Source organism: Actinacidiphila oryziradicis (genome assembly GCF_005047355.1).
In the GTDB taxonomy this organism is placed as follows: Bacteria; Actinomycetota; Actinomycetes; order Streptomycetales; family Streptomycetaceae; genus Actinacidiphila; species Actinacidiphila oryziradicis.
In genome coordinates, this window is the sequence record NZ_SUMC01000009.1 from 69,364 (window position 1) to 90,296 (window position 20,933).

The 20,933-nt window shown below is 70.5% G+C and carries 21 protein-coding genes and 1 pseudogene; 8 read left to right on the forward strand and 14 right to left on the reverse strand.

The genetic code is table 11. From position 1 onward, the window contains the following. Positions 1–51: 51 nt before the first annotated feature. Positions 52–195: a hypothetical protein gene (locus FCI23_RS12525; RefSeq protein WP_169316771.1), complete on the reverse strand. Its 144-nt coding sequence runs from the start codon at positions 193–195 to the stop codon at positions 52–54. Between the two features lie 313 nt (positions 196–508). Here FCI23_RS12525 and FCI23_RS12530 point away from each other — a divergent pair, with 313 nt between their 5' ends. Continuing rightward, entirely contained in the window at positions 509–1,279 is a 771-nt protein-coding gene (locus FCI23_RS12530; RefSeq protein WP_136723595.1) for a DUF5707 domain-containing protein, read from the forward strand. 344 nt (positions 1,280–1,623) lie between these two features. Further along, complete coding sequence (locus tag FCI23_RS12535; protein ID WP_136723596.1) at positions 1,624–3,219, forward strand: phospholipase D family protein; 1,596 nt, start codon at positions 1,624–1,626, stop codon at positions 3,217–3,219. Positions 3,220–3,436: 217 nt separating this feature from the next. Here FCI23_RS12535 and FCI23_RS12540 read toward each other — a convergent pair whose 3' ends face one another. The 8 genes from FCI23_RS12540 to FCI23_RS12575 all read right to left on the reverse strand — a co-directional run bounded on the left by FCI23_RS12540 (position 3,437) and on the right by FCI23_RS12575 (position 9,587). After that, positions 3,437–3,817, reverse strand: coding sequence for a hypothetical protein (locus tag FCI23_RS12540; protein WP_136723597.1), 381 nt, complete (start codon positions 3,815–3,817; stop codon positions 3,437–3,439). A 95-nt stretch (positions 3,818–3,912) separates the two neighbouring features. Beyond that, complete coding sequence (locus FCI23_RS12545; protein WP_136723598.1) at positions 3,913–4,629, reverse strand: GAF and ANTAR domain-containing protein; 717 nt, start codon at positions 4,627–4,629, stop codon at positions 3,913–3,915. Positions 4,630–4,683: 54 nt separating this feature from the next. Continuing rightward, positions 4,684–5,415, reverse strand: coding sequence for an ANTAR domain-containing protein (locus FCI23_RS12550; protein ID WP_246143669.1), 732 nt, complete (start codon positions 5,413–5,415; stop codon positions 4,684–4,686). Positions 5,416–5,466: 51 nt separating this feature from the next. Then, a complete protein-coding gene (locus FCI23_RS12555; protein WP_246143670.1) occupies positions 5,467–6,090 on the reverse strand; it encodes a GNAT family N-acetyltransferase in 624 nt (207 codons plus the stop codon). A gap of 44 nt (positions 6,091–6,134) precedes the next feature. Then, positions 6,135–6,560, reverse strand: coding sequence for an STAS domain-containing protein (locus FCI23_RS12560; RefSeq protein WP_136723599.1), 426 nt, complete (start codon positions 6,558–6,560; stop codon positions 6,135–6,137). 380 nt (positions 6,561–6,940) lie between these two features. Continuing rightward, entirely contained in the window at positions 6,941–7,954 is a 1,014-nt protein-coding gene (locus FCI23_RS12565) for an NAD(P)/FAD-dependent oxidoreductase (protein WP_136723600.1), read from the reverse strand. Then, positions 7,951–8,484, reverse strand: coding sequence for an isoprenylcysteine carboxyl methyltransferase family protein (locus tag FCI23_RS12570; RefSeq protein WP_136723601.1), 534 nt, complete (start codon positions 8,482–8,484; stop codon positions 7,951–7,953). The genes FCI23_RS12565 and FCI23_RS12570 overlap by 4 nt, the downstream gene beginning before the upstream one ends. A gap of 44 nt (positions 8,485–8,528) precedes the next feature. Then, the gene (locus FCI23_RS12575) at positions 8,529–9,587 is read right to left on the reverse strand and encodes a type III polyketide synthase (RefSeq protein WP_136723602.1); all 1,059 of its coding nucleotides are present in this window, start codon (positions 9,585–9,587) and stop codon (positions 8,529–8,531) included. A gap of 141 nt (positions 9,588–9,728) precedes the next feature. Here FCI23_RS12575 and FCI23_RS12580 point away from each other — a divergent pair, with 141 nt between their 5' ends. The 4 genes and pseudogenes from FCI23_RS12580 to FCI23_RS12590 all read left to right on the forward strand — a co-directional run. Further along, positions 9,729–10,598, forward strand: a complete 870-nt coding sequence (locus FCI23_RS12580; RefSeq protein ID WP_136723603.1) for a UbiA family prenyltransferase — start codon at positions 9,729–9,731, stop codon at positions 10,596–10,598. A 292-nt stretch (positions 10,599–10,890) separates the two neighbouring features. Further along, on the forward strand, positions 10,891–11,988 hold the full coding sequence (locus FCI23_RS12585; protein WP_136723604.1) for a YncE family protein: 1,098 nt from the start codon (positions 10,891–10,893) through the stop codon (positions 11,986–11,988). Positions 11,989–12,216: 228 nt separating this feature from the next. Next, positions 12,217–12,339: a hypothetical protein gene (locus tag FCI23_RS62340; protein WP_265737740.1), complete on the forward strand. Its 123-nt coding sequence runs from the start codon at positions 12,217–12,219 to the stop codon at positions 12,337–12,339. 762 nt (positions 12,340–13,101) lie between these two features. Continuing rightward, a pseudogene (locus FCI23_RS12590) lies at positions 13,102–13,200 on the forward strand (SHOCT domain-containing protein); the annotation flags it as partial. A 411-nt stretch (positions 13,201–13,611) separates the two neighbouring features. Here the strand turns inward: FCI23_RS12590 and FCI23_RS12595 are convergent. From FCI23_RS12595 to FCI23_RS12610, 4 genes are all read right to left on the reverse strand, one after another. Then, positions 13,612–14,229, reverse strand: a complete 618-nt coding sequence (locus FCI23_RS12595) for a class F sortase (RefSeq protein WP_246143684.1) — start codon at positions 14,227–14,229, stop codon at positions 13,612–13,614. Positions 14,230–14,361: 132 nt separating this feature from the next. Further along, positions 14,362–14,778 carry a hypothetical protein gene (locus FCI23_RS12600; RefSeq protein WP_136723607.1) on the reverse strand — a complete coding sequence of 139 codons (417 nt, stop codon included), beginning with the start codon at positions 14,776–14,778 and terminating at the stop codon, positions 14,362–14,364. Positions 14,779–14,901: 123 nt separating this feature from the next. After that, positions 14,902–17,061, reverse strand: coding sequence for a sensor histidine kinase (locus FCI23_RS12605; RefSeq protein WP_136723608.1), 2,160 nt, complete (start codon positions 17,059–17,061; stop codon positions 14,902–14,904). Then, on the reverse strand, positions 17,048–17,776 hold the full coding sequence (locus FCI23_RS12610; RefSeq protein ID WP_136723738.1) for a response regulator transcription factor: 729 nt from the start codon (positions 17,774–17,776) through the stop codon (positions 17,048–17,050). Before FCI23_RS12610 ends, FCI23_RS12605 begins: the two co-directional genes overlap by 14 nt. Before the next feature lie 654 nt (positions 17,777–18,430). On the opposite strand from FCI23_RS12610, the gene FCI23_RS12615 reads away from it, so the two are divergent. After that, positions 18,431–18,970: a hypothetical protein gene (locus tag FCI23_RS12615; protein ID WP_246143671.1), complete on the forward strand. Its 540-nt coding sequence runs from the start codon at positions 18,431–18,433 to the stop codon at positions 18,968–18,970. Here FCI23_RS12615 and FCI23_RS12620 read toward each other — a convergent pair. Next, positions 18,958–19,932: a TolB-like translocation protein gene (locus tag FCI23_RS12620; RefSeq protein ID WP_136723610.1), complete on the reverse strand. Its 975-nt coding sequence runs from the start codon at positions 19,930–19,932 to the stop codon at positions 18,958–18,960. The two genes, FCI23_RS12615 and FCI23_RS12620, sit on opposite strands and share 13 nt — an antisense overlap. Positions 19,933–20,285: 353 nt before the next feature. Between FCI23_RS12620 and FCI23_RS12625 the strand changes: the two genes are divergently transcribed. Continuing rightward, positions 20,286–20,912 (forward strand): hypothetical protein, encoded by a 627-nt coding sequence (locus FCI23_RS12625; protein WP_136723611.1) that lies wholly within the window; start codon positions 20,286–20,288, stop codon positions 20,910–20,912. Positions 20,913–20,933: the final 21 nt, after the last annotated feature.

A 20,933-nucleotide genomic window follows, 5' to 3' on the forward strand; every position in this document is an offset into this window, starting at 1 on the left:
CGCTCGGCCGGAGGCCGTCGTGCCTGAGGACGGGCGTCGGTTCTGCGGCGATCACCCTCTCCGGCGCCAAGTACGCAGTGACTCGATCTTGAAGGCGAGGCTGACGAGTGTCTCGTCATCCGTGGCGGGGACCAGGTAATCCTCGAGACCCTGCGGGTAGGGCGTCCGCTCCCGCAATTCGCGCAACGCGGTCACGACCGCAGGCTTGGCGCTGTATAGAAGTCGGCAGTGCCACATTTCCGGGGTTCGACTGTCGCCCACCCGGAGCCGGTTGGCGGTCGGAGCCGAGCCGTCGAGGTTGGCCGGCCGGTTTCCGCCGAGTTCCAGGACGTCGGTGGGTCCCCGCGTGAACAGGTGGTTCGTCTGAGGCGTACGGGACGTGCGACACCCCTGTCACGGGCGTGAAACAGCTCTCGGTAGACCTTCACGGTGCGGATAAGCTGCGAAGGTCAACAAGGCACCGCCGGGGGGAAATCTGGCGGGCCGCTCATTTCTTTGTGGGGATTCCATGCTTATACGCGTCGCTGCGCCGTCCCTCGTCGGTGTCCTCGCTCTGGGCGGCCTCGCCGCCGCCCCGGCCGCCTTCGCCAGCACCGCCGTCAAGCCGACGATCGACAAGGCCTCGGCGACTTCGATGGTCTTCGGGACCACCGGCACCACGACGTTCACGTTCTCGACGACCGTGAGCGACGACTCGGGTATCAAGAACGTCAAGGTGACTCCGTGGCCGAAGGGTGTAACGGCCCCCACGGCCGGGGACGCGGGGGAGTTCGCCGTCGCCACCTGCAAGGCCTCCGCCTCCTCCGCGAAGACCTCGGTGTGCACATACACCGTCAAGACTGACGTGAGGAAGGACTTCGACAACACGGTGCCGGGCACCTGGTACGTGGCGGCCCTGGTCACGGGCAAGGACGGCGGCACGGCGTTCGCGGCCAAAGCGGCGACCTTCACCATCAAGCGTCAGGACAAGCTGACCGTCGCCGACGGCACCCCGGAGCCGGTGAAGAAGAACGCCACGCTCACGGTCGCCAGCAAGCTGACCCGGGCCAACTGGGACACCTACACCTGGCAGGGCTACGGCAAGCAGAGCGTCAAGTTGCAGTTCCTCAAGTCCGGCACCAAGACCTGGACGAACGTCAAGACGGTCAGCAGTTCCACCACCGGCGCCATCAAGACCACGGTCAAGGCCACCGCTTCCGGCAGCTGGCGCTTCGTGTTCGCCGGCAACAGCGTCTCCAGCGCGGCCACCTCTGCGGCGGACGCCGTCACCGTCAAGTAGCACCAGCACCAGCACCAGTCGGAGGCCCCCGGCCGCAGGACGCTCAGTCCGCGGCCGGGGGCCTCCGCGCAGCCACCGGGGTAGACCCCTGGCGGACACCCCTGGGGGGATACGGCGCTGCCGTGGCACGCCGGCCGGGGCGGCCGGTGCCGGTGGTGCCTCGGCATCGGCTGGGCTCGGTAAGACGTCCTGGTAGTAGGGCATGAGATCTTCGGTGACCAGGTGCGTGCCGGGGCGGCCCCGCGCCTAGCCAGCCGCCCGCTGTCGAAACCGTCCCGGATAAGGGTTCGCGCTCCGGGTAGGCGTATGCCGGGCGGATCGGACAGCCGGAAGCGAGGGAGACCGTGGAACTCACCGACTGGCTGCTCGCGCCCGGCGAGCGAGGGAATCCGGCGACCCGCCTGGACCGCCGCCGCCCCGATGGGGGGTCCTGGTCGACCGGTAATCAGGTGCGGCCCCTGGTCCATGGCGCGGTGTACTTCGCCGAGCTGCTGGCAGCGGTCCGGGCGCAGCGGGCAGGCGACCTGTTGCTGTTCACCGACTGGCGCGGCGACCCCGACGAGCCGCTCGGCGGCCCCGGCAGTGAGATCGGCCGGGTGCTGTGCGAGGCTGCGGCGCGCGACGTCATCGTCAAGGGCCTGGTCTGGCGCTCGCATCTGGACCGTTTCCAGTTCAGCGAACGCGAGAACCTCCATCTCGGCGAGGAGATCAATGCGGCGGGTGGGGAGTGCCTGCTCGACATGCGGGTGCGCCCGGGCGGCTCGCACCACCAGAAGTTCGTCGTACTGCGGCACCCAGGAAGACCCGAACGGGACATCGCCTTTGTCGGCGGGATCGACCTGTGCCACAGCCGCAACGACGACGCGGCTCACGAAGGCGACCCGCTCACCCAGCCCTTCGCCGCCGCGTACGGATCCCGTCCGCCCTGGCACGATGTCCAGCTCGCGATCCATGGCCCCGCCGTCGGCGACGTCGAAGCCACTTTCCGGGAACGCTGGGAGGACCCGGCCCCGCTCAGCCGCAGCCCACTGGTCCGCCTGCGGGAACTGCTGCACCACGAGGACACCACGGCGGACCCGCTGCCACCGCAGCTGCCCGACCCGGAGCCCCGCGGAACGCACACCGTCCAACTCCTGCGCACCTACCCGGCCCGCATCCACGGGTACGATTTCGCCCCGGACGGGGAACGCAGCATCGCCCGCAGCTACCAGAAGGTGCTGCGGCGTGCCCGGTCGCTGGTCTACCTGGAGGACCAGTACCTGTGGTCCACCGATGTCACGGCATGCTTCGCCGAGGCCCTGGCCGCCAACCCCGGACTGCGGCTGATCGCCGTCATCCCGTCCCAACCCGACCAGGACGGCCGGATCTCGATGCCGATGAACCTCCTGGGGCGGATCAGCGCCCTGAACCTGCTGCACCGCGCGGGCGGCGACCGGGTCGCGGTCTACGGAGTGGAGAACCACTCGGGGAACCCTGTGTACGTCCACGCCAAGGTATGCGTCATCGACGACGTATGGGCCTCGGTGGGCTCGGACAACTTCAACCGGCGTTCCTGGACCCACGACTCCGAGCTGAGCTGCGCCGTCGTGGACGAGACGCAGGACTCCCGCGAGCCACTCGATCCCGGCGGCCTCGGCGACGGCGCCCGCACCTACGCCCGGGACCTGCGCCTCGAACTGGCCCGCGAGCATCTGGACCGAAGCGACCCGGAGGGCCTCTGCGACCCGACGGAAGCCTTCCGGGCCTTCGCCGAGTTGGCCGCCGCGTTGGACGCCTGGCACGCGGGCGGACGCCAGGGCCCCCGGCCCCCCGGCCGCCTGCGGGCCTACCGCACCCCGCAACTCTCACCTGTCACAACGGCCCTGGTCACCCCGCTCTACCGACTCCTCGCCGACCCCGACGGCCGCCCCCTGCCCCTGCGCCGCCACAACACCTACTGAGCTGACTACCCGTCAGGGAGCGGCCGAGGTACGGGCTGTCGTCCTGCTCCTGCCCGGGGGCTCGGTCTCCAGCCACCGCAAGCCACTGAAGCTCGCCGTGTGGGGCCTGCGGGCGCTGGCCGGGCAGCTCACCGAGCGCGGCGAAGCGGGGGGCATCGCTGTGCACATGCTCAACTACCGCTTCCGCGGCTGGAACGGCGAGGAGGCCGGCACGTCGTCACCCGGCCCTGAGACGCAGCGCAGCCCGGATCATGAGGACGCCCAGGGCGATCGCCAGTAGAAGGCCCACGGTGTCGAAGACCATGACTGCCGCGTAAGGCGCGCCGAGAAGCCGTGGGAGCTTGCCGGACAGTAGACCGAGCCCGGTGAACAGCGGGTATATCCACCCTATGTAAGCGCCGAAGAGCCGCTTGGAAGCCGTGCTTGCCAGTCTCGCCTTGCCGCGGGGCGTCAAGCGGAGGGCAAGGCTCAAGACCACGAAACCCCCGCCGAGCCCAACAATGATCCAGTCCATGACCTGCAGCATGGTGCCCCCCTTGCGTGCCGGGACGTCTCTGCGTAGGCCGCGGGCGTACAGCGCCGGCAGTGGAGTTGCCATGTCCCTGCGGTCGTGCCGGGGGCCAGGGCTGCCCTGCTCACAGTAGCCCTTCCTGTGTGACCTGAGCAGGTGTCACGGTCATGGATGACGGGCGCTCAGACGACCAGGCCGCTGAGGGGTTCGGTGCCGTCGATGAAGGCGCGGGCGAGGTCGGACAGGCGGCGGTTGTGTGCTCGGGCGTAGCCGCGTAGTGCGGTGAAGGCTGTTTCCATGTCGATGTTGAGGCGTTCGGCGAGTTTGCCCTTGGCCTGTTCGATCAGTACGCGGCTGTTCAGGGCGGTCTGGAGTTGTTCGTTGAGGACGGTGCTGCGATCGGTGGAGCGTTGTTGCAGGAGGCTGATGGTGGCGACGTCGGCCAGGGCCTGTGCGATGGGTGCGTCGACCGGGTCGAAGGGGCCGGGGCTGGTGCGGAAGAGGTTGAGTGCGCCGACGACCTCGTCCCGTAGCCGCATCGGATGGGCTTGGACGGCGGCGAATCCGCTCTGGTGGGCCTGCGCGACGAAGCGCGGCCAGCGGTGGGCCTCGGTGGCCAGGTCGGGGACGGTCACCGGGGTGCCATGGTGGAAGCATTCCAGGCAGGGTCCTTCGTCGTTCTGGAGCTGGAAGAGTTCCAGCAGGCGTACCTGCTCGTCGGAGGCGGCCATCACCCGCAGTTCGCCGTTGAGGTCGGCGAGGAGTACGCCGGCGGCACTGACGTCGAGCATGTCCACGCAGCGGTCGGTGAGCAGGCGCAGGAAATCGATCAGGTCGAAGTCGGCGACGAGATTGTCCGCCAGTTCGACGAACGTCCTGGAAAGGAGCTGTTGATCCATCGTGCACATCCTCTTGTTGAGACCGGTTGCGTCGGGTGCGAGCGGGACGTCCCGTCAGGTGTCATCGTCGGTCCGATCCGGGTCCGGGGGGAAGCGGAGACGGCGGGCGACCACGTCGGCTGCCACCTCGGCGAGTCGGCGGCCGTGGGCGTAGGCGTGGGCGCGTAGCCGGATGAAGGCCTCTTCGAGGCTGACGCCGAGTTGTTCGGTGAGCATGCCGGTGGCCTGGTCGATCTCGGCCCGGTACCCGCCCAGGTCCTCCAGGCCTCCGTTTTCCGGCCCGTCGGCTCCGGTGCCGAGCAGTACCAGGGTGGCGGTGTGGGCGTAGGCCATCGCGTCGGCCAGATCCTCCGTGTCCAGCCCGCCCGCCTCTGTGGCGTACATGTCGAGGACGCCGGGGCTGATCGCGCCGATCTGCAGGGGGAAGGCGAAGACCGCCCCCGCCCCGGCCTCTGCTGCGGCGGGGGCGAACACGGGCCAGCGGGAGAGGGCTTCATCGGTCCGCAGGTCGGGCGTCAGCACGGCGCCCCCGCGGGTGAAGGCGTCCACGCACGGTCCCTCGCCGAGCGTGAGCTGCAGTTCCTCCAGCCGCTCGCTGATGTCGTCGGTGCTGCACAGCGGATAGCCGGCCGAGCTCCGGGACATCGCCGACACCCCGGCCCCGCCGACCGGCAAGGCGGCCACCGCCGCGGCACACACATCCAGCACGTTGACCCGGGCACCCCGCATAGCCGCTTGTTCGGCCACCAGCCCCTGGATCCGGGCAGACCGGCTACCAGACGTCACGGGGCACACCTGCCGCCCCAGGGCTCATCCAGTGACTCTCATGCTCGTGCCTCACCTTTGGTTCTCCTTCAGCCGCTGAGTCCGTGCGTGGTGCGCGGGGCCACCCGCCTGCGCCGCCGTCCGCTCCGCGAGGGGAAGGACCAGCGCCCGCAGCACTGTCGGGCCCGGTGGCCGGTAGACCACGCCGATGTCCTGCCATCCCCAGGACCGGAACCCGGCGCAAGCCGCGCGATTGGCCCGGTCCACCAGGGTCGCGCCGAGCGTCGCCTGCCGGCCGGCGAACAGCCGCTCCTGCAGACGGCCGGCCAGGCCCCGGTTCCGCTCCGAGGGATGGACCACCATCCCGGTCATCGCGAAGACCTGCCCGGATGCGGTGAGCTGCCCGACCTCTCGCGGAAGCACTCCACGGAATCCGCTCCACCAGGAGCCGTCCCGCCGCACGGGGTATCCGAACGCGCACCCCACCAGACCCGGCGCCTCCGCGGCCAGCATGGCGAACCCCGGCTGCCGTATGCCACCCGCCAGCCGGCGCAGGAACTCCTCCCGGCCGCGGTGCTCCCAACCGGGTGCCGTGGCGCAGGACTCCACGTACAGGTCCGCCAGGTCCGCCCGCAGGTCCTCGGCCTGCCAGCGGTTCAGACTGCGCAGGCGCACCGTGTGTGTGGCGGGCGGCACGTGGCCTTCGGGTTTCCGTGGTTGTCCGGGCCCGAGCCGGGCCGTCACAGCACACGGCCCGAGCCGGCTGGCACGACGGGAGGGAGCGGGTGTGCTGCCTCGTAGAGGGGAGAAGGCTGCGGCTTGGGCGGGCTTCCGGCGAGGGCGTCCGGGAGGTTCAGGAAGAGGGAGCCGGAGCCGGTGAGGGCGACGAGCCGGGCCAGCGCCGGACTGGGGTAGTGCAGTTGGAGGGACCCTCCGACCGCGGCGGTGCTGAGCAGCGCGTGGAGGAAGGTGTTGAGGCCGCTGCAGTCGCAGAAGGTGACGGAGGTGACATCGACGTCGATGGTGCGGATGCCGTCGAGCAGGCACTGGCCCAGCGTTTCGCGCATCAGGGGAGCCGAGTCCAGGTCGATCTCACCGCTCAGGGTGATCAACGCTCGGTTGTTCATGTCGTGCCGGAAGACGTTCAGCAGGTGCGTGACGGTCATGGCGCCTCGGTTCACAGGACCGGCCGGCTTCCGGTACGGTCCGTACTGTCGGGTGGCGGGTGAATGACCGATCCAGCAGCCGGTTTTCCGGGGCGTAGGACCCAGCCGGTTCCCTCGGGGATGCGCTGGGCGACCGGACGAATGATCCGCTCTCCGCAGGCATGTAGGCCAAAAGCAGCAAGGCCCGCCGGGGTCTGGGACGTCCGTATAGCAGCATAGCCCTCGGACCGGTCCCTCAGGCGGCCAGAAGTTGGGCCGCGCGGGATCTCCGTGCCCCGGCGGCAACGGCAGGCTGCCCGTCCCTTGTCGCGGTGCTGCGGGTGGTCCGCGCTCTCGGGGCGGCCGCCGGGAGGCGTCCGGCCGCGGTGGCGGAATGGCCACTACTGCAGTGCGCGGACCACGGCCGAGAACACCGGGGGCATGCGGGACGCCGCAGGGACGATGAGGCGGGCGGTGTACGGACGGCGGCTCGCGGCCAGCAGGGCCCCGGTCAGCAGCCGGTGGCGCCGGGTCAGCCGGGCCCAGGCCCGCTCGTAGTCCTCCGGCCGCCCGGCGGCCAGGCAGCGGACGGCGGCCCCGGCGGTCGCCAGCGCGAGCGCGATGCCCTCACCGGTGAGGGCGTCCAGGTAGCCCGCGGCGTCACCGACGAGCAGGACGCGTCCGGCGACTCTGCGCCGCACCCGCTGCAGCAGCGGTCCGGCGCCGCGTACCTCGGTGGCGGCCGGGCCGCGCAGCGACGCGGTGAGGGCCGGGAAGCCGGCCAGGTGCTCGTCGTACCCGCGACGGCTGCGGCTGAGGACCGCGACGCCCACCAGGTCGTCGCCGACCGGTGTCACGTAGGCCTCGCCGTGCGCGGACCAGTGGACCTCCACGAAGTCCGTCCACGGCTCGACGCGGTAGTGCCGGCGCAGTCCGTAGCGGCCGTGGGCGATGCCCGGCAGTTCCAGGCCCAGGCTGCGGCGCAGTGGGGAGTGCAGGCCATCGGCGGCGATCAGCCAACGCGCCGTGGTGCCCGCGGCGGTGACGGTGTCCGCGCTCTGGTGCACCTCGCCGATCTTGCCCGGCAGCATCCGCACGCCGAGGCCGAGAGCGCGCTGGTGGAGTGCGGCGTGCAGCGCGGTGCGGCGGACACCCAGCCCGCTACGGCCGCGGAAAGCCGCCTCGGCACGGGCGGCGCCGTCCAGGTAGCGGATGCCGCGCAGTTCGCGGCCGGTGACCTCGACACCGAGCGCTCGCAGTGCGGCGACGCCGCCGGGCATGACGCCTTCTCCGCAGGCCTTGTCCACGGGTGCGGCCCGGGGTTCGACGACGACGGCCTCCAGGCCGGCGAGCGCGGCGTGGATGGCGGCGGCCAGGCCGGCCGGCCCGCCGCCGGCCACCAGTACGTCGATCACGCCGGCGCGGGCGCGGTCGGGGTGGTCGCGGCGGCCAGCGCCCGGTTCTCACAGCGGATGCGCACGGTGAGCAGGGCGGCGTTGAGTACCGTGAACGCGGCCGCAGCGACCCAGGCGGTGTGGACCAGCGGCAGGGCCACGCCCTCCGCGACGACGGCCACATAGTTCGGATGCCGCAGCCAGCGGTAGGGACCGCCCGTCACCAGCGGCAGACCGGGTACGACGATCACCCGGGTGTTCCAGCGGGGTCCCAAGGTGCCGATGCACCACCACCGCAACGCCTGGGCGGCCGCCAGCACGGCCAGCATCGGCCAGGCCAGGGCGGGTACGAAGGGCCGCCCGGCCAGCCACACCTCGGCCGGGCAGGCGACCAGCAGGCCGGTGTGGAGGGCGACCATCGCCGGGTAGTGGCCCTGCCCGGTCACGGTCCCGCCGCGGGCAGTGCTCCACCGCTCGTTACGGCGGGCGATGACGAGTTCGGCGACGCGCTCGGCGGCGACGGCGGCCACCAGTAGTCCGTACCAGATCATGTTTCCTATGTCCTATGCCCTATGTCCTTCGGCGGTCCGGTGATCTACCAGCGCAGCAGGACCAGTTCGCAAGCGAAGCCGGGCCCCATCGCCAGCAGCAGACCCGGCGTGCCCGGCGGCGGGCGGCGATCAGCCAGGGTGTCGCGCAGTACATGGAGCACCGATGACGAGGACAGGTTGCCTACGTCGGCCAGGTGCCGCCAGGTGACATCGAGCGCCTCCTCGGGCAGGTCGAGAGCCTCGGTGACGGCCTCCAGGACCTTGGGGCCGCCGGGGTGGCACACCCACGCGGTCACGTCCCCCGGTTTCAGCCCGTGGTCGCCGAGGAACCCCTCGACGTCGTCGGCGAGGTAACGGCGCACCACATCGGGGACCTTCGGGTCGAGGACGACCTGAAAGCCGGAGTCCTTGATGTCCCAGCCCATGACGCGCCCGGTGTCCGGATACAGGTGGCTGCGGGTGTCCACGATCGTCGGGCCGGCGGTCTCCTCCGGGCGGTTCGCGCCGCAGGCGACAACCGCGGCGGCGCCGTCGCCGAACAGCCCGGTGGCAACCAAGTTGGCCATGGAGGCGTCGTTGCGCTGGAAGGTGAGCGAGCACAGTTCCACCGACAGCAGCACCGCCACCTGGTCGGGCCGGCCCAGCAGGTAGTCGTGCATACGGGCCAGGCCGGCGGCGCCGCCGGCACAGCCCAGGCCGAACAGGGGCAGCCGTTTGACGTCCGGCCGCAGTCCGAGGCGGCCGGCCAGCCGTGCGTCGATCGAGGGGGTGGCGATGCCGGTGACGGAGGTGAATATCAGCAGATCCACGTCGGCGGCGGACAGACCGGCGGTGTGCAGCGCGCCGCGGACGGCCTTGGCGCCCAGTTCGGTGGCGGCGCCGATGAAGACGTCGTTGACGGCGCCGAATCCGTCCAGTTCCCCGTACCGTTCGAGCGGCAGCGTCATGTGGCGCGCGCGGACCTTCGCGCTGCGGTGCAGCCGGTCCAGGACCCGGCGGTCGGTGCCCTCGGGGAGGCAGGTGCGGGCCACCATGTCCGTGATCTCGGACTGGGCGTGACGGTACGGCGCGAGGGCACCGTGAACGGCTGCGATCCGGGTCATACGGTTCCCGTCGTGGGGGGTGGCTTGCTCCGCACGTCTTCCCCGGACCGGGGCTTCGACACCCTTGATCCCCACCCGGCACCGTTCGTCCCGGGCGCAGTGCTCCAGCCGGGTGGGGCCGGGGCGCCTACGATCGGCCGGGTGAGCACTCCCGAGCAGTCAACGACCGGCGGCGCGGCCGCGCGGTGGGCCGGCAGGGTGGGCGGCCTGGCCGGGTCGTGCCACCCCGGACCCGTCGTGGCGGTCACCGCCCTGATGGCCGCGCTCGCCGTGACCGCCGGCCAGAGCGCCGCGCGCTGTGTTCTGACCGCTGCCGCCGTTCTGACCGGGCAGTTGTCCGTCGGCTGGTGCAACGACGCGTTTGACGCACGCCGGGACATCGCCGCCGGCCGCCGCGGCAAACCCGTCGTCGACGGCGTGGTCGGTGTGACGGAGGTGTGGGTGGCCGCGTACGCCGCACTGGCGCTGTGCGTGCCGCTGTCACTCGCCTGCGGCGCGCGGGCCGGCGCCGTTCATCTGGCCGGGGTGGCGGCGGCGTGGGCGTACGACCTGCGGCTCAAGGCGACAGCATGGTCCTGGGCGCCCTACGCGGTGGGCTTCGCCGCGCTCCCGGCGTTCGTGGCGCTGGGTCTGCCGGGGCATCCGTGGCCGGCCTGGTGGGTCGTCACCGCGGGGGCGCTACTGGGGGTCGGCGCCCATCTGGGCGATGTGCTGCCGGATATCAGCGGGGATCTGGCGACGGGCGTACGGGGATGGCCGCACCGGCTGGGGCCGCACCGCGCGCGGTTGCTGCTGCCGGTGCCGCTGGTGGCGGCGTCCGCAGTCCTGGCGCTGGGACCCGCCGGGCCGCCCGGCAGGTGGGGAGTGGCGGCGCTCGTGGTGGCCGGACTGGTCGCGGTGGCGGGGACGGTCCTGGGCCGCCGCCGGGAGCGGGCGGCGTTCGCGGCAGCGGTCGTCGTGGCAGTGGTGGACGTGGCGTTGTTGCTGCTGCGCGGCACCGGGATCGCCTGACCGGCGAGACCCTCGGCCGCCTGCTCGAACAGCGGGAGTGCCCCGCGGTAGTCGCCACCGCGCATCAGGTTGTCGCCGAGATTGTTGGTGGCCATCGTCAAGCGGCCCCGAGACGGCCCGGGAGGGCGCTCTCTTGCGACCGCCGGGCGGGTCACGTTCGGAGCAGTCCGGCTGGCAGAGCACTGCGGCGGACCAAAGGATGTGCATTGACCGAGGGCCGAGCGCTCATTGCTGCACAGCCGTCGCGACTCATCCTTTACGGCTCTGAAGAGCCAGCCATTCTGGAGGCACGATGTCCCCGAATCCGCCTGAGTTCATATCAGCCGACGTCCTCGCATACCGACACCGCCGGGCACGACACCAGCGGCACGCCCGGTTGACCGTCGTCCTGGCAGCACTCTGCACCGCCCTACTACCCGCCGCTGCTCCTCACGCCTCGGCAGCGACGCACAAGGATCTGTTCGGCAATCGCCTCTATGTGGTCAACTCCGGCTCGGGCACCGTTTCGGTGATCGACACCAACACCAACACGGTCGTCGGCACCCCGATCCCCGTCGGCACCACCCCCGCCCAGGTGGCCACCGACACCCTCCGCGGCCGCGCCTACGTGACCAACTTCGACTCGAAAAGCGTTTCGGTGATCGACACCAACACCAACACGGTCGTCGGTTCCCCGGTCACCGTCGGCAACTTCCCCGTCGGGGTGGCCACCGACACCCTCCGCAGCCGCGCCTACGTGGCCAGCGGCGGCTCGAACAGCGTTTCGGTGATCAACACCAACACCAACGCGGTCGTCGGCTCCCCGGTCACCGTCGGCGGCAACTTCCCCTACGGGGTGGCCACCGACACCCTCCGCGGCCGCGCCTACGTGACCAACCGCGACTCGGGCACCGTTTCGGTGATCAACACCAACACCAACACGGTCGTCGGCTCCCCGATCCCCGTCGGCAACCTTCCTCACGGGGTGGCCACCGACACCCTCCGCGGCCGCGCCTACGTGACCAACCGCGGCTCGGGCACCGTTTCGGTGATCAACACCAACACCAACACGGTCGTCGGCTCCCCGATCACCGTCGGCACCGAACCCGTCGGAGTGGCCACCGACACCCTCCGCGGCCGCGCCTACGTGACCAACGGCGGCTCGAACACCGTTTCGGTGATCGACACCAATACCAACAACGTCGTCGGCTCCCCGATCCCCGTCGGCAACTTCCCCCTTGGGGTGGCCACCGACACCCTCCGCGGCCGCGTCTACGTGACCAACCGCAACTCGAACACCGTTTCGGTGATCGACAGCAACACCAACACGGTCGTCGGCACCCCGATCCCCGTCGGCAACAACCCCTGGGGGGTGGCACTGGGGAAGCCGCTCCAGAGCGCGAACCACTAACCCTGTCACCGCCGGGGGCCACAGCAACAGCTCAGTCGCTTCGAGCTGCACGCCGCCGGCGCCCGGCCGGTCTTGCAGGCATCCAGCTGCTGCTGCATGCAACGTTCGCAGCAGCAGCGCCGCTGTACCGCAGTCGGCCTGATCGCCCCACACTAACCGCCACTTTCTCCGCCTCCTCTACCCACCGCGTTCCGGGTCTGGGACCTGGACGAGATCACGCCTCCGCGTGTGCTGCCGCTGCTTTCCCGGCTCGCCCAGGCGATGAAATCCGACCTGGACATCCACCTCGCTCCTGAGCTCGGCGTGGTCACCGTCCGGTTCACGCCACACCGGGCCAAAGCGGCTGCCTGAACGATCCTCGCGTTCTGGCACGTGACGTTCAAAGAGTGGTCCAGTGCTTGGCGGGCCTTGTCCTCGCGGCCGTCGGCGGCGTATGCCCGTGCGGCTACGTCGGCCGCGTATGCCCGTGCGGCGATCGCGTGGTCGATGCCGACGCGGGGTTTGTCCTGCCAGGTCGCTGGCTGACTGGCGACCGCGCGGCGGCCCACGTGACCGCTGCTGGCCTCGGTTGCCTGTGGGATACCGCCCGTACTGGTGCGCGAGTGGTACGGCGGCGCCGAAGTGACCCCTTGTCGGTGCTCAGCGGGCTTAGAGGCCGCGCGAATAGGTGGGGCGGCGTCGCGGGCCGATGGCTCTCGCCTGGAAGTGTTGTCGTCGGTGTCGGTCGACGACTCTCCCCCAGACTCCGTCCGGGAGGTGCCCCCAACAAGCTCTCGGCTCCGCTCGAGCAGGGGGCACCCCCATCGCGTCGCCTCGCCCCCAGCCTTCGGCCGGGAGGTGCCCCCAGGAGGTGCCCCCACCTCCGCATTGCCAGACTCGGCCCTCGCCCCGCTCCTTAACCCGCCCCACCTATTCGCGCGGCCTCTTAGCCTGGGACAAGGCCCAGATGCTGGGCTGTACGCCCAGCGAAGGGGATGATCATGAACGCTGTATCCGGTGGCGCCCCGCGCACGTCCACTTCCGCCACACAGCCCAACGGCGTCGAGACGGTGCTCGGCGTGATCGGCGATCTGCCGATCGGCGCGCCGGTCGCCTTCGAGGCCGCTTACGGCCAAGATGGACCAGCTCAAACAGCTCGGTGAACTGAAATTCCAAGGGGTCCTCACCGAGGCCGAGTTCGAAGACCAGAAGCGCAAGATCCTCGGCTCCTGACAGGCTGACTCCTGGTGTCTCCCGGGCCGTTGGGAACCTCTCCATGACCCCGTGCCACCCGCCGAACCGGCCTCCAGTCTTGCGGCAGCACCCGGCCCGGCCCCCCGCCACCGGCCACTGACCTCACCGGTACCTCCGCTTCCAGGCCACCGCGTACGCCGGCGCGTGGGGAAGCCATGCCCGGCGGCCGGCCCTGGCGCGCAGGCCGTACGAACCACAGGTACAGGTACAGGTACTTCGGTTCCGCTGCTGAGGCGCGTCGGGCGTGGCGTCTCCCGTCCATTCCTGCGGCGCGTCGTCCCTACGGGGGCAGGTCTGTCCTATGGATCGTCACGATCCAGTGATCAGGGTGTCCACGATCAAGCGTGAAGTCCCCTTTGCCGATGACAATGCTGATGACGGCCGGGGGCGTCAGTCCAGCGTCGCGTAAACGATGAGGTTGTTCACCGGGTGGCCCTGGGCGTCGAAGTCGCCGTCGCAGGTGATCAGCCGCAGGGCGTGGTCCTTGGTCGGGCCGTAGACCTTCTCGGTGGGGAAGGACTTCTTGCTGACGCTCTCGGTGCTCGTGACGGTGAAGTGCGCCGACTCTCCCCGGGCGTTGGTGACGGTGATGTCCGCGCCCCTGGCGATCTTCTTGAGGTCGTGGAAGACGGCCTTGCCGAAGCGGGTGTCGTTGTGGCCGATGATGACGGCGGCACCGGCTGCACCGGGCACGGAACCGCCGGTGTACCAGCCGGCGGTCATGCCCTTGTCGGCCGGCGGGACTTCGACGGTTCCGTCCGTGTTGAGACCGAGCTTCATCAGGGAACTGGTGATCCCGATCGAGGGGATGGCGACCTTGGTGGGAGCCGCGGGCTGCTTGACCCCCGGAGCCTCGGGCGAGGTGGTGTCGGGCGAGGTGGTGCGGGCGGCGGGAGCGGCGGCAGGAGTCGTCGAGGCCGTGTCGGGGGCGGACGAGCAGCCGGCGAGCACGGTGAGGACCGCGGGTGCCACGAGAGCGAGGCGGCCGAGGCGGACGAGGGTCGGCAGGGTGCCGAAACGCCGTACCGGATGGTGCGCAGGGGACACAACGGGCTCCAGAGCAGGACTGGGCGGATATGCGGTGGCGCCGCCCGGCGGCGGGCGGCGCCACGGTTGTGCTGGGTCAGATGTCGTGCCGGGTCAGCCGTTGCGCCGCTCGGCCGAGCGGCGGCGCAGTACGAAGGTGCCGGCGCCCGCGAGCAGCAGAGCGCCGGTGGCCGAACCGGCGAGGGTAGTGATGCCGGTGCCGGCGTTTGCGACCGGGGCTTCGCCCGCGGCGACGCCGCCCCGCGGGGCCTTCTGGGCGGCGTCGGCCGCGGCCTTGGCCTTCCTGGCCTTCGCGAAGTCCGCGAGCCTGGCCTTCTTGGCGGCTTCGGCCTTCGCGTCTTCGGCCTTCTTCCGGGCTACGGCCTTGTCGGCCGCGGTCGGCGCTTTGGTCGCTGTCGCGCTCGGCGCCGGGGTCGTGCCGGAGGCGACGGCCGCGGAGGCCGGGACGAGCATCGCGCCGGCCATGACGGCCGTCAGGACGGCGAAACGCAGGTGGAGATGGCGGGACATGTATGGCTCCAGTTCCAGCCCGGCCTTGGTGATACCTGGATGCCGAGTCGCACCAGGTTCCGGGCATGGCCCCAGACTGTCGACCACATATGAAGAAGTGGTCAGGACGCCATGGTCATCGCATCAGGGCCGGGCGGTGGTCTCCTCGGTCTCCTCGGTCTCTTCCGGTCCGGTGGAGGCTGCCGGGTCCGTGCCGTCCTCCGCTTCACCGGTCCGGCCCTGCGTCGCGCCACCGCCGGGGCTTTCCGCAGCACCACCGCTCGCCTCCCGCTCCGTACCACCGCCCGGCGCGGCCGGCAGCCGCAAGGTGAAGACAGAGCCCTGCCCCTCGGTGCTCACCACGGCCGCCGTGCCACCGTGGGCTTCGGCGAGTCTGAGGACGATCGCCAGGCCGAGGCCGGTGCCGCCGGTGCTCCGGCTGCGGGACTTCTCCGCCCGCCAGAAGCGGTCGAATACGCGGGGGACGTCGTCCGCCGGGATACCGCTGCCGGTGTCGGACACCTCCACGGCGACCTCGTTCCCGGAATCGGTGACGTACGAGCGCAGCGTCACCCTGCCACCGGGCGGTGTGTGGCGTACCGCGTTGGAGACCAGGTTGCTGACGGCCTGGCGCAGCCGGACCGGGTCGGCGTCGAGCAGCGGTGGCCGGAGGGTGCCGGGCGTCGCCGGGGAGACCACCAGTGTGACGCCCGCGGTCTCGGCCAGGCCCTGGTGTGCCGCGGCGACCTGGCCGAGGAGGTCGTCGACGCGTACCGGCTGCAGGTGCAGACGCAGCGCGCCCGCGTCGGCCGCCGCCAGATCCTGCAGATCGTTGATGACGTGTTGAAGCTGCACCGCCTCCTCCAGCAGCGAGGAGACGAACGCAGGATCCAACTCGGCCAGTCCGTCCTGTGCCGCCTCCAGCCAGCCACGGATATTGCTCAGCGGGGTGCGCAGTTCGTGGGCGACGTCGCTGACCATCACTTTGCGCTGTTCCTCGAGCCGGGCGCGGTGTGCGGCCATGTCGTTGAAGGTCGCGGCCAGCCGTCCGATCTCGTTGTCGGAGCCGACCGGCACGGGCGCCGAGTCCAGGCCGTCCCGCATTCGCTGAGCGGCGCTGGTGAGCGCGTGCAAAGGGCGTACGAGCCGGGTTCCGGCGAGCACCGAGGCGCCGACGGTGAGGGCGAGGACGAGGGCGGTGACCCCGGCGATGCGTGCCGTGTTCGCCGGTGAGAGATCGAAACCGGGCACGCTGACGGCACCGGGGTCGTCGATGAACAGCAGTGCGGGCGCGGCGACATAGGCCGTGAGTTGTTCGCGGCGGGCGCTGCCGACGCAGGACGCGATGGCCCGGTCGTACGCGCTGTCGCGGGCCTCGGGCAGGCCGTCGGTCAGCCCGCGGGCAGCGGCGGCACCCTCCTTGGCCGCTTTTGCCGCAAGGTCCGCCGTCTCCTTGGCGATGAGGGCCTTGGACGCGGGGCTGGCGGCCGGTTGGCCGATCTTCGTCGCGCCCTGCCCGTACGACCGGTCCCAGGACAGGTCCAGGTTCAGTCTCACGCCCGTGCGGCCCTGGCGTTCCAGACAGGCGTCAGCAAGTTGATTGAGGGAGCGGAGGGCCTTCTTCTCGGTCGCGGTGGGAGCGGACGACTCGCTTGTCAGGCACTTCTGTTCCAGAAAACTGTCGGTGTTCTTGCTCACGAGCTGGATACGGGGCCGCCCGCTCGGGCTCTCGCCGACGTCCGCCGCTACGCCCACCTTGTTGAGGCACTGCACACTCCTGGCCGTGGCCTGCCGCAGGGCCGCACGTTCCTTCGCGGGCAGCAGGAACGGTCCGACGGCTCGTGGATCGATGCGGTCCGCGCCGGCGGAGGCGGCATCGGGCACCAGCACGGTGTCGACGGACAGTGGGTCGACGACCGCCGAGGCCTGTGGTGGCAGCGGGGCGGCGGACGAGGTGCCGTCGGAGCCGGAGGAGGAGCCTGCGGAGGAGTCGAAGAGGGGACGCCGGTCCTGGGTGGTCAGCGCGATCCGGCGTTGGGACTGCCGGGCCAGTTCCCGCACGGTGTCGTCAACGCCCTCCCATCCGGGGTGGGTGGCCGCGTAGCCCAGCAGGGTGTTGTAGATCTTGGCATCGGCGCTGAGGTTCTGTCCCTGCTCCTGGCGGATCGCGCCGGAGGTCGTCTGTACGGCGAGCCAGGCGGTGGCGGCGACCGAGCACGAGGCCACCAGCGCCGACACGGTCAGCAGCCGGCCGAGCAGGCTCTTACGGAGCGGCAGCCGCGCCCGCTCGTCACGACGACGCATGGCGTCCGTTCCTCGCGGGGTCCGTCAGCTTGTAGCCGACGCCGAAAACGGTGAGCAGCCGGGCCGGCCGCCGTGGGGCGCGCTCGATCTTCTTGCGCAGATGCATGATGTGCACATCGACGGTGCGGTCGCTGATGTACTTGTCGAAGCCGTGCAGCTCCTCCAGGAGCCGCTGTCTGGTGAAGACCCGGTCGGGCTCCGTCGCCATCGCGGCGAGGATACGGAACTCGCCGGGCGTGCACACGACCGGCGTCCCCCCGACCGACACCTCGTGCCGGGCCGGATCGACCCTGAGCGTGCCCACCGAAAGCGCCCGGTCCTCGACGGCGGCAGGTGTGGGGCCAGGGGCGGGGCCGGCGGAACGCTGGTTGCGGCGCAGCAATGTGCGTACCCGGGCCATCAGCTCACGAGGGCTGAACGGCTTGGTCATGTAGTCGTCAGCGCCGAGATCCAGGCCGAGCAGCAGATCGTCCTCGGTACTACGGGCCGTCAGCATCAGCACCGGCACCTCCCGGTGCTCGGCGCGCAGAATACGCACCACGTCGAGGCCGTCGGCCCGGGGCATCATCACATCGAGAATGAGCAGGTCGGGTTCCCTGTGCCGAACTTCCTCAAGAGCGGCACGGCCGTCCCCGACGACCGTGACCGTGTGCCCCTCGTGCTCCAAATAGCGGCGCACCAGTTCGGCCTGCTTCGCATCGTCTTCGGCGACCATTATGTTTGCGGACACGCCGCTGATCGTAGCCAGGATGGGACGCGGGCCGACGGTAACTGGGTTTTCACAAACGGGAGGTCGGTGCTGGGGGCGGTCCTGCTCGGGGACGACAGCCGGGCGGGCGGGGCTGATCCATCGGCACTCGGCTTTCTTTGGAGCGGATGACGGGAATCGAACCCGCGCTCTGACCTTGGGAATCACGGGCGCCCCGGGCGTATATGGGCAGGTCAGCCGGTTTCTGCGCCTGATCGGCTGGTGGAGGGCCTGTTACCGCTGTGGACCTTGTCGCCTGTGGGACACCGCCCTGACGGGTGCGGAAGTGGTGCGGCTGGACGCGAGCGGCGCCGAGGTTTGTGGGATCCCGACAACGCCGGCGGGTTGGCCCGGACCGACAGGCCGCTCGAGGTCTGCCTTCGACGCTGCCTCGACCGCTGTGCCGGCCGCGGTCGTCACCTGCTCTGCGGCGCCGTTACCGGGACAGGCTGCGGGCGGACGCACCGGATGTGTTCTTCTGAACGGCGGTACGGCCCGGCTGTTCTGGATAGAACGGTCGCGGTGGTGGGGGTATGTGGTTGAACATGGGGTGTGCGATTCGACTCCGTTCCCATGCCGCCGACCATCGAGGTCAGGCCCCGTGACAGCCGTGGTTATCCCGTGCCCGCCATCACCCCGTGGGAGGGCGGCGAGCCGCGGTTCGCGCTCACCGACTACGGGCGCAGCGCCGAGTGCGCGCGAAAGCGGCTGTGTTCCGTCTGCAACACTCTGATACCCAGGGGCCCGGTGTGGCGGGTGGCCGGCGCTGCGGAGAGTTCCGCGATCGGCGAGGCGATGGCTGCTGGGCGGCCGTACCGCAATCTGGCAGCGACGCTGGAGGCTCCGGGGCACCGCGCGTGCATGCTCTACGCCTCGATGGTCTGCCCGTATCTGGCTCGCCCCAACGCCCGGCGGGGGCTTACCGCGGACAGCCCGGACGACATGACCGCGCATGTCGTCCGGGGGGCCGTGCGGGGTGAGATGGGTGCCGTGGTGGGGTTCGGCGACTACGAGTTCGCCGTCACCTCGGCCCAGGTTCTGTTCCGCTTTCTCGACGTGGTCGAGTTCCTGCCGCATGACACGGCGGACCAGCACCTGGATGAGCTGCGGGCGGAACTCGCCCGCTCCGGCAGCCGGTTGGGCGGGGGTCAGCCGCGGTAGGCGGGCAGGCCGGTGTGCTTGGAGACCTTGACTGGCTTACCGAAGCCGTGGGAGGTCTTGGTGATGGTGTACGTGCCGGTGGGGGCGCGGAAGGCGATGGTCTTGCTGTTGGGCGACCAGGTGGGCTCGGTGTAGTCGGTGGTGGCGTGGGGGGTGACGTCCTTGATGACGTTGGTGCTGCTGCTGAAGTCCTCGACGAAGAGGTGGTCGTGCCCGTGGACGGAGCGGACGAAGACGACCTCCTCCTCGTTGGGGGCGAGCGCGGGCTCGGAGCCCTTGGTCAGCGCGCCGCCCATCTGACGGAGGTAGTCGTCACGGATGTAGACCTCGCCGGTGTGGGTGTTCTCGTAGACGGCGGTGCCGTAGTTCCCGCCGACGTTGGGCCAGGTGTTGTTGGTCTTCGGAAGGGCGGTGTCGCTGTCGGTGTTCAGGCTGATCCGGGTCGGCGTGCCGTGGTCGCTGGTGGCCTTGATGCCTTCCAGAACGGTCTTGCCGCTGACCTTGGCGGAGAAGATGAGGTTGTTCTTCGCGGGGATCCCGTTCGTCGTGTCGGCGGCGGCGACCTGCCAGGTGGGGTGGGACCAGGTCTGCCCGCCGGGGTTGGCGGCGACGGTGACGCGATGGCTGCCGTCGGGGTTGGCGATGTCGAGGTTGCCGTGGCCGTCGATGAAGGCGGCCTTGGTGCCCTTGGGGTTCCAGGCGAGGTCGCGGACGATGGTGCCGAAGTCGATCGACTTGCCGTTGACCAGGACGTGGCGGGTGCCATCGCTGATGGTCAGCCCCCTGGGCACGGTGACTGTCTGTGCGGATGCGCCCGCGGCGACCATCGCGGCGCTGCCCTTGGTACCGCTGGTCGCGGCTGGAGCGGCCATCGCGGTGGCGCCCAGGCCGCACACGGTGAGCAGTGCTGCGGTACCCGCGGTGATGGCGATTGCGGTGCTCCGACGGTTACGAGCGGACATCGAGTTCCCCCCAGGGATGTGAATGACGGTGCGACAGGTGTTTGCGGGAGCCTGCGGCCGTACCCGGCTTGCTGCCCTTCGCGATGAGAGAAGTCTGTCAACGGCGGGTGACGGAGCTGTGCGCTCGCTGTCACAGACGTGCAATAACCGCGCAGACCATGTGATGCAACGTCAGAAATGGGTCGTCCATGGCGTGGGCCGTGGAGATCGAACCGGGTCAGTCCGGACCGCGTCAGGTCAGCGCCCTGTAAGCGCGGCTGGCGTGAGATCTGGAGGCCCTCGGCGGCAGCGCGCCGGAGTACGGCCCGCGGACGAACTTCGGCACGCCGTTCGCGGCGAGCAACTGCGACGCCGTGGCCACCTGCGACCCGCCGATCGGCACCGGTGACGGTCGTATATCGCAGCTGTGGACCGGTTCCGCCGCGGGTTCCGGGGGCGACAAGGTGACCATCCAGCACGGCTCGTCGGCCTACCTCGTCGTGCCTGGCGCGACCGGCGGCTCGCTGGTTGACTCGGACGGGCGGTACGTCGTCTACGACGGCGGCTCGCCGTACAAGCAGTACATCGGAAGCCCGGACGCGCCCAACAACGCCCGCGTGTTGTACTCCCGGCCGGTCAGCGCGGCGGCGCTGTCCGGCTCGACACTGTGGACGGCCGGCACGACGGCCGGCTCCCTCGGCCAGACCGACCTGACCACGCGGAAAACCGTGCAGACCGTCGCGACCGGCGCCACCTGCGTGCCGAGCGAACTGCAGGCTGCGGCCGGCCGCTGGGTGTACTGGTCCTGCGGGAACAGCGGCCCGGCCGGTGTCTGGGGCGGCGCCGGCAAGCGCGCACTGTGGTCGACCAGGACCTCCGGCAACTCCGGTGCGCACGCGGTCATGCAGAATGACGGCAACCTGGTCGTCTACCGGCGGACCGGCGGGACCGGCAAGGGCGGCTCGCTATGGGCCAGCAACACCAGCCACGACGTTCCCTGACCTGTGTGCCCCTGCGGCGAT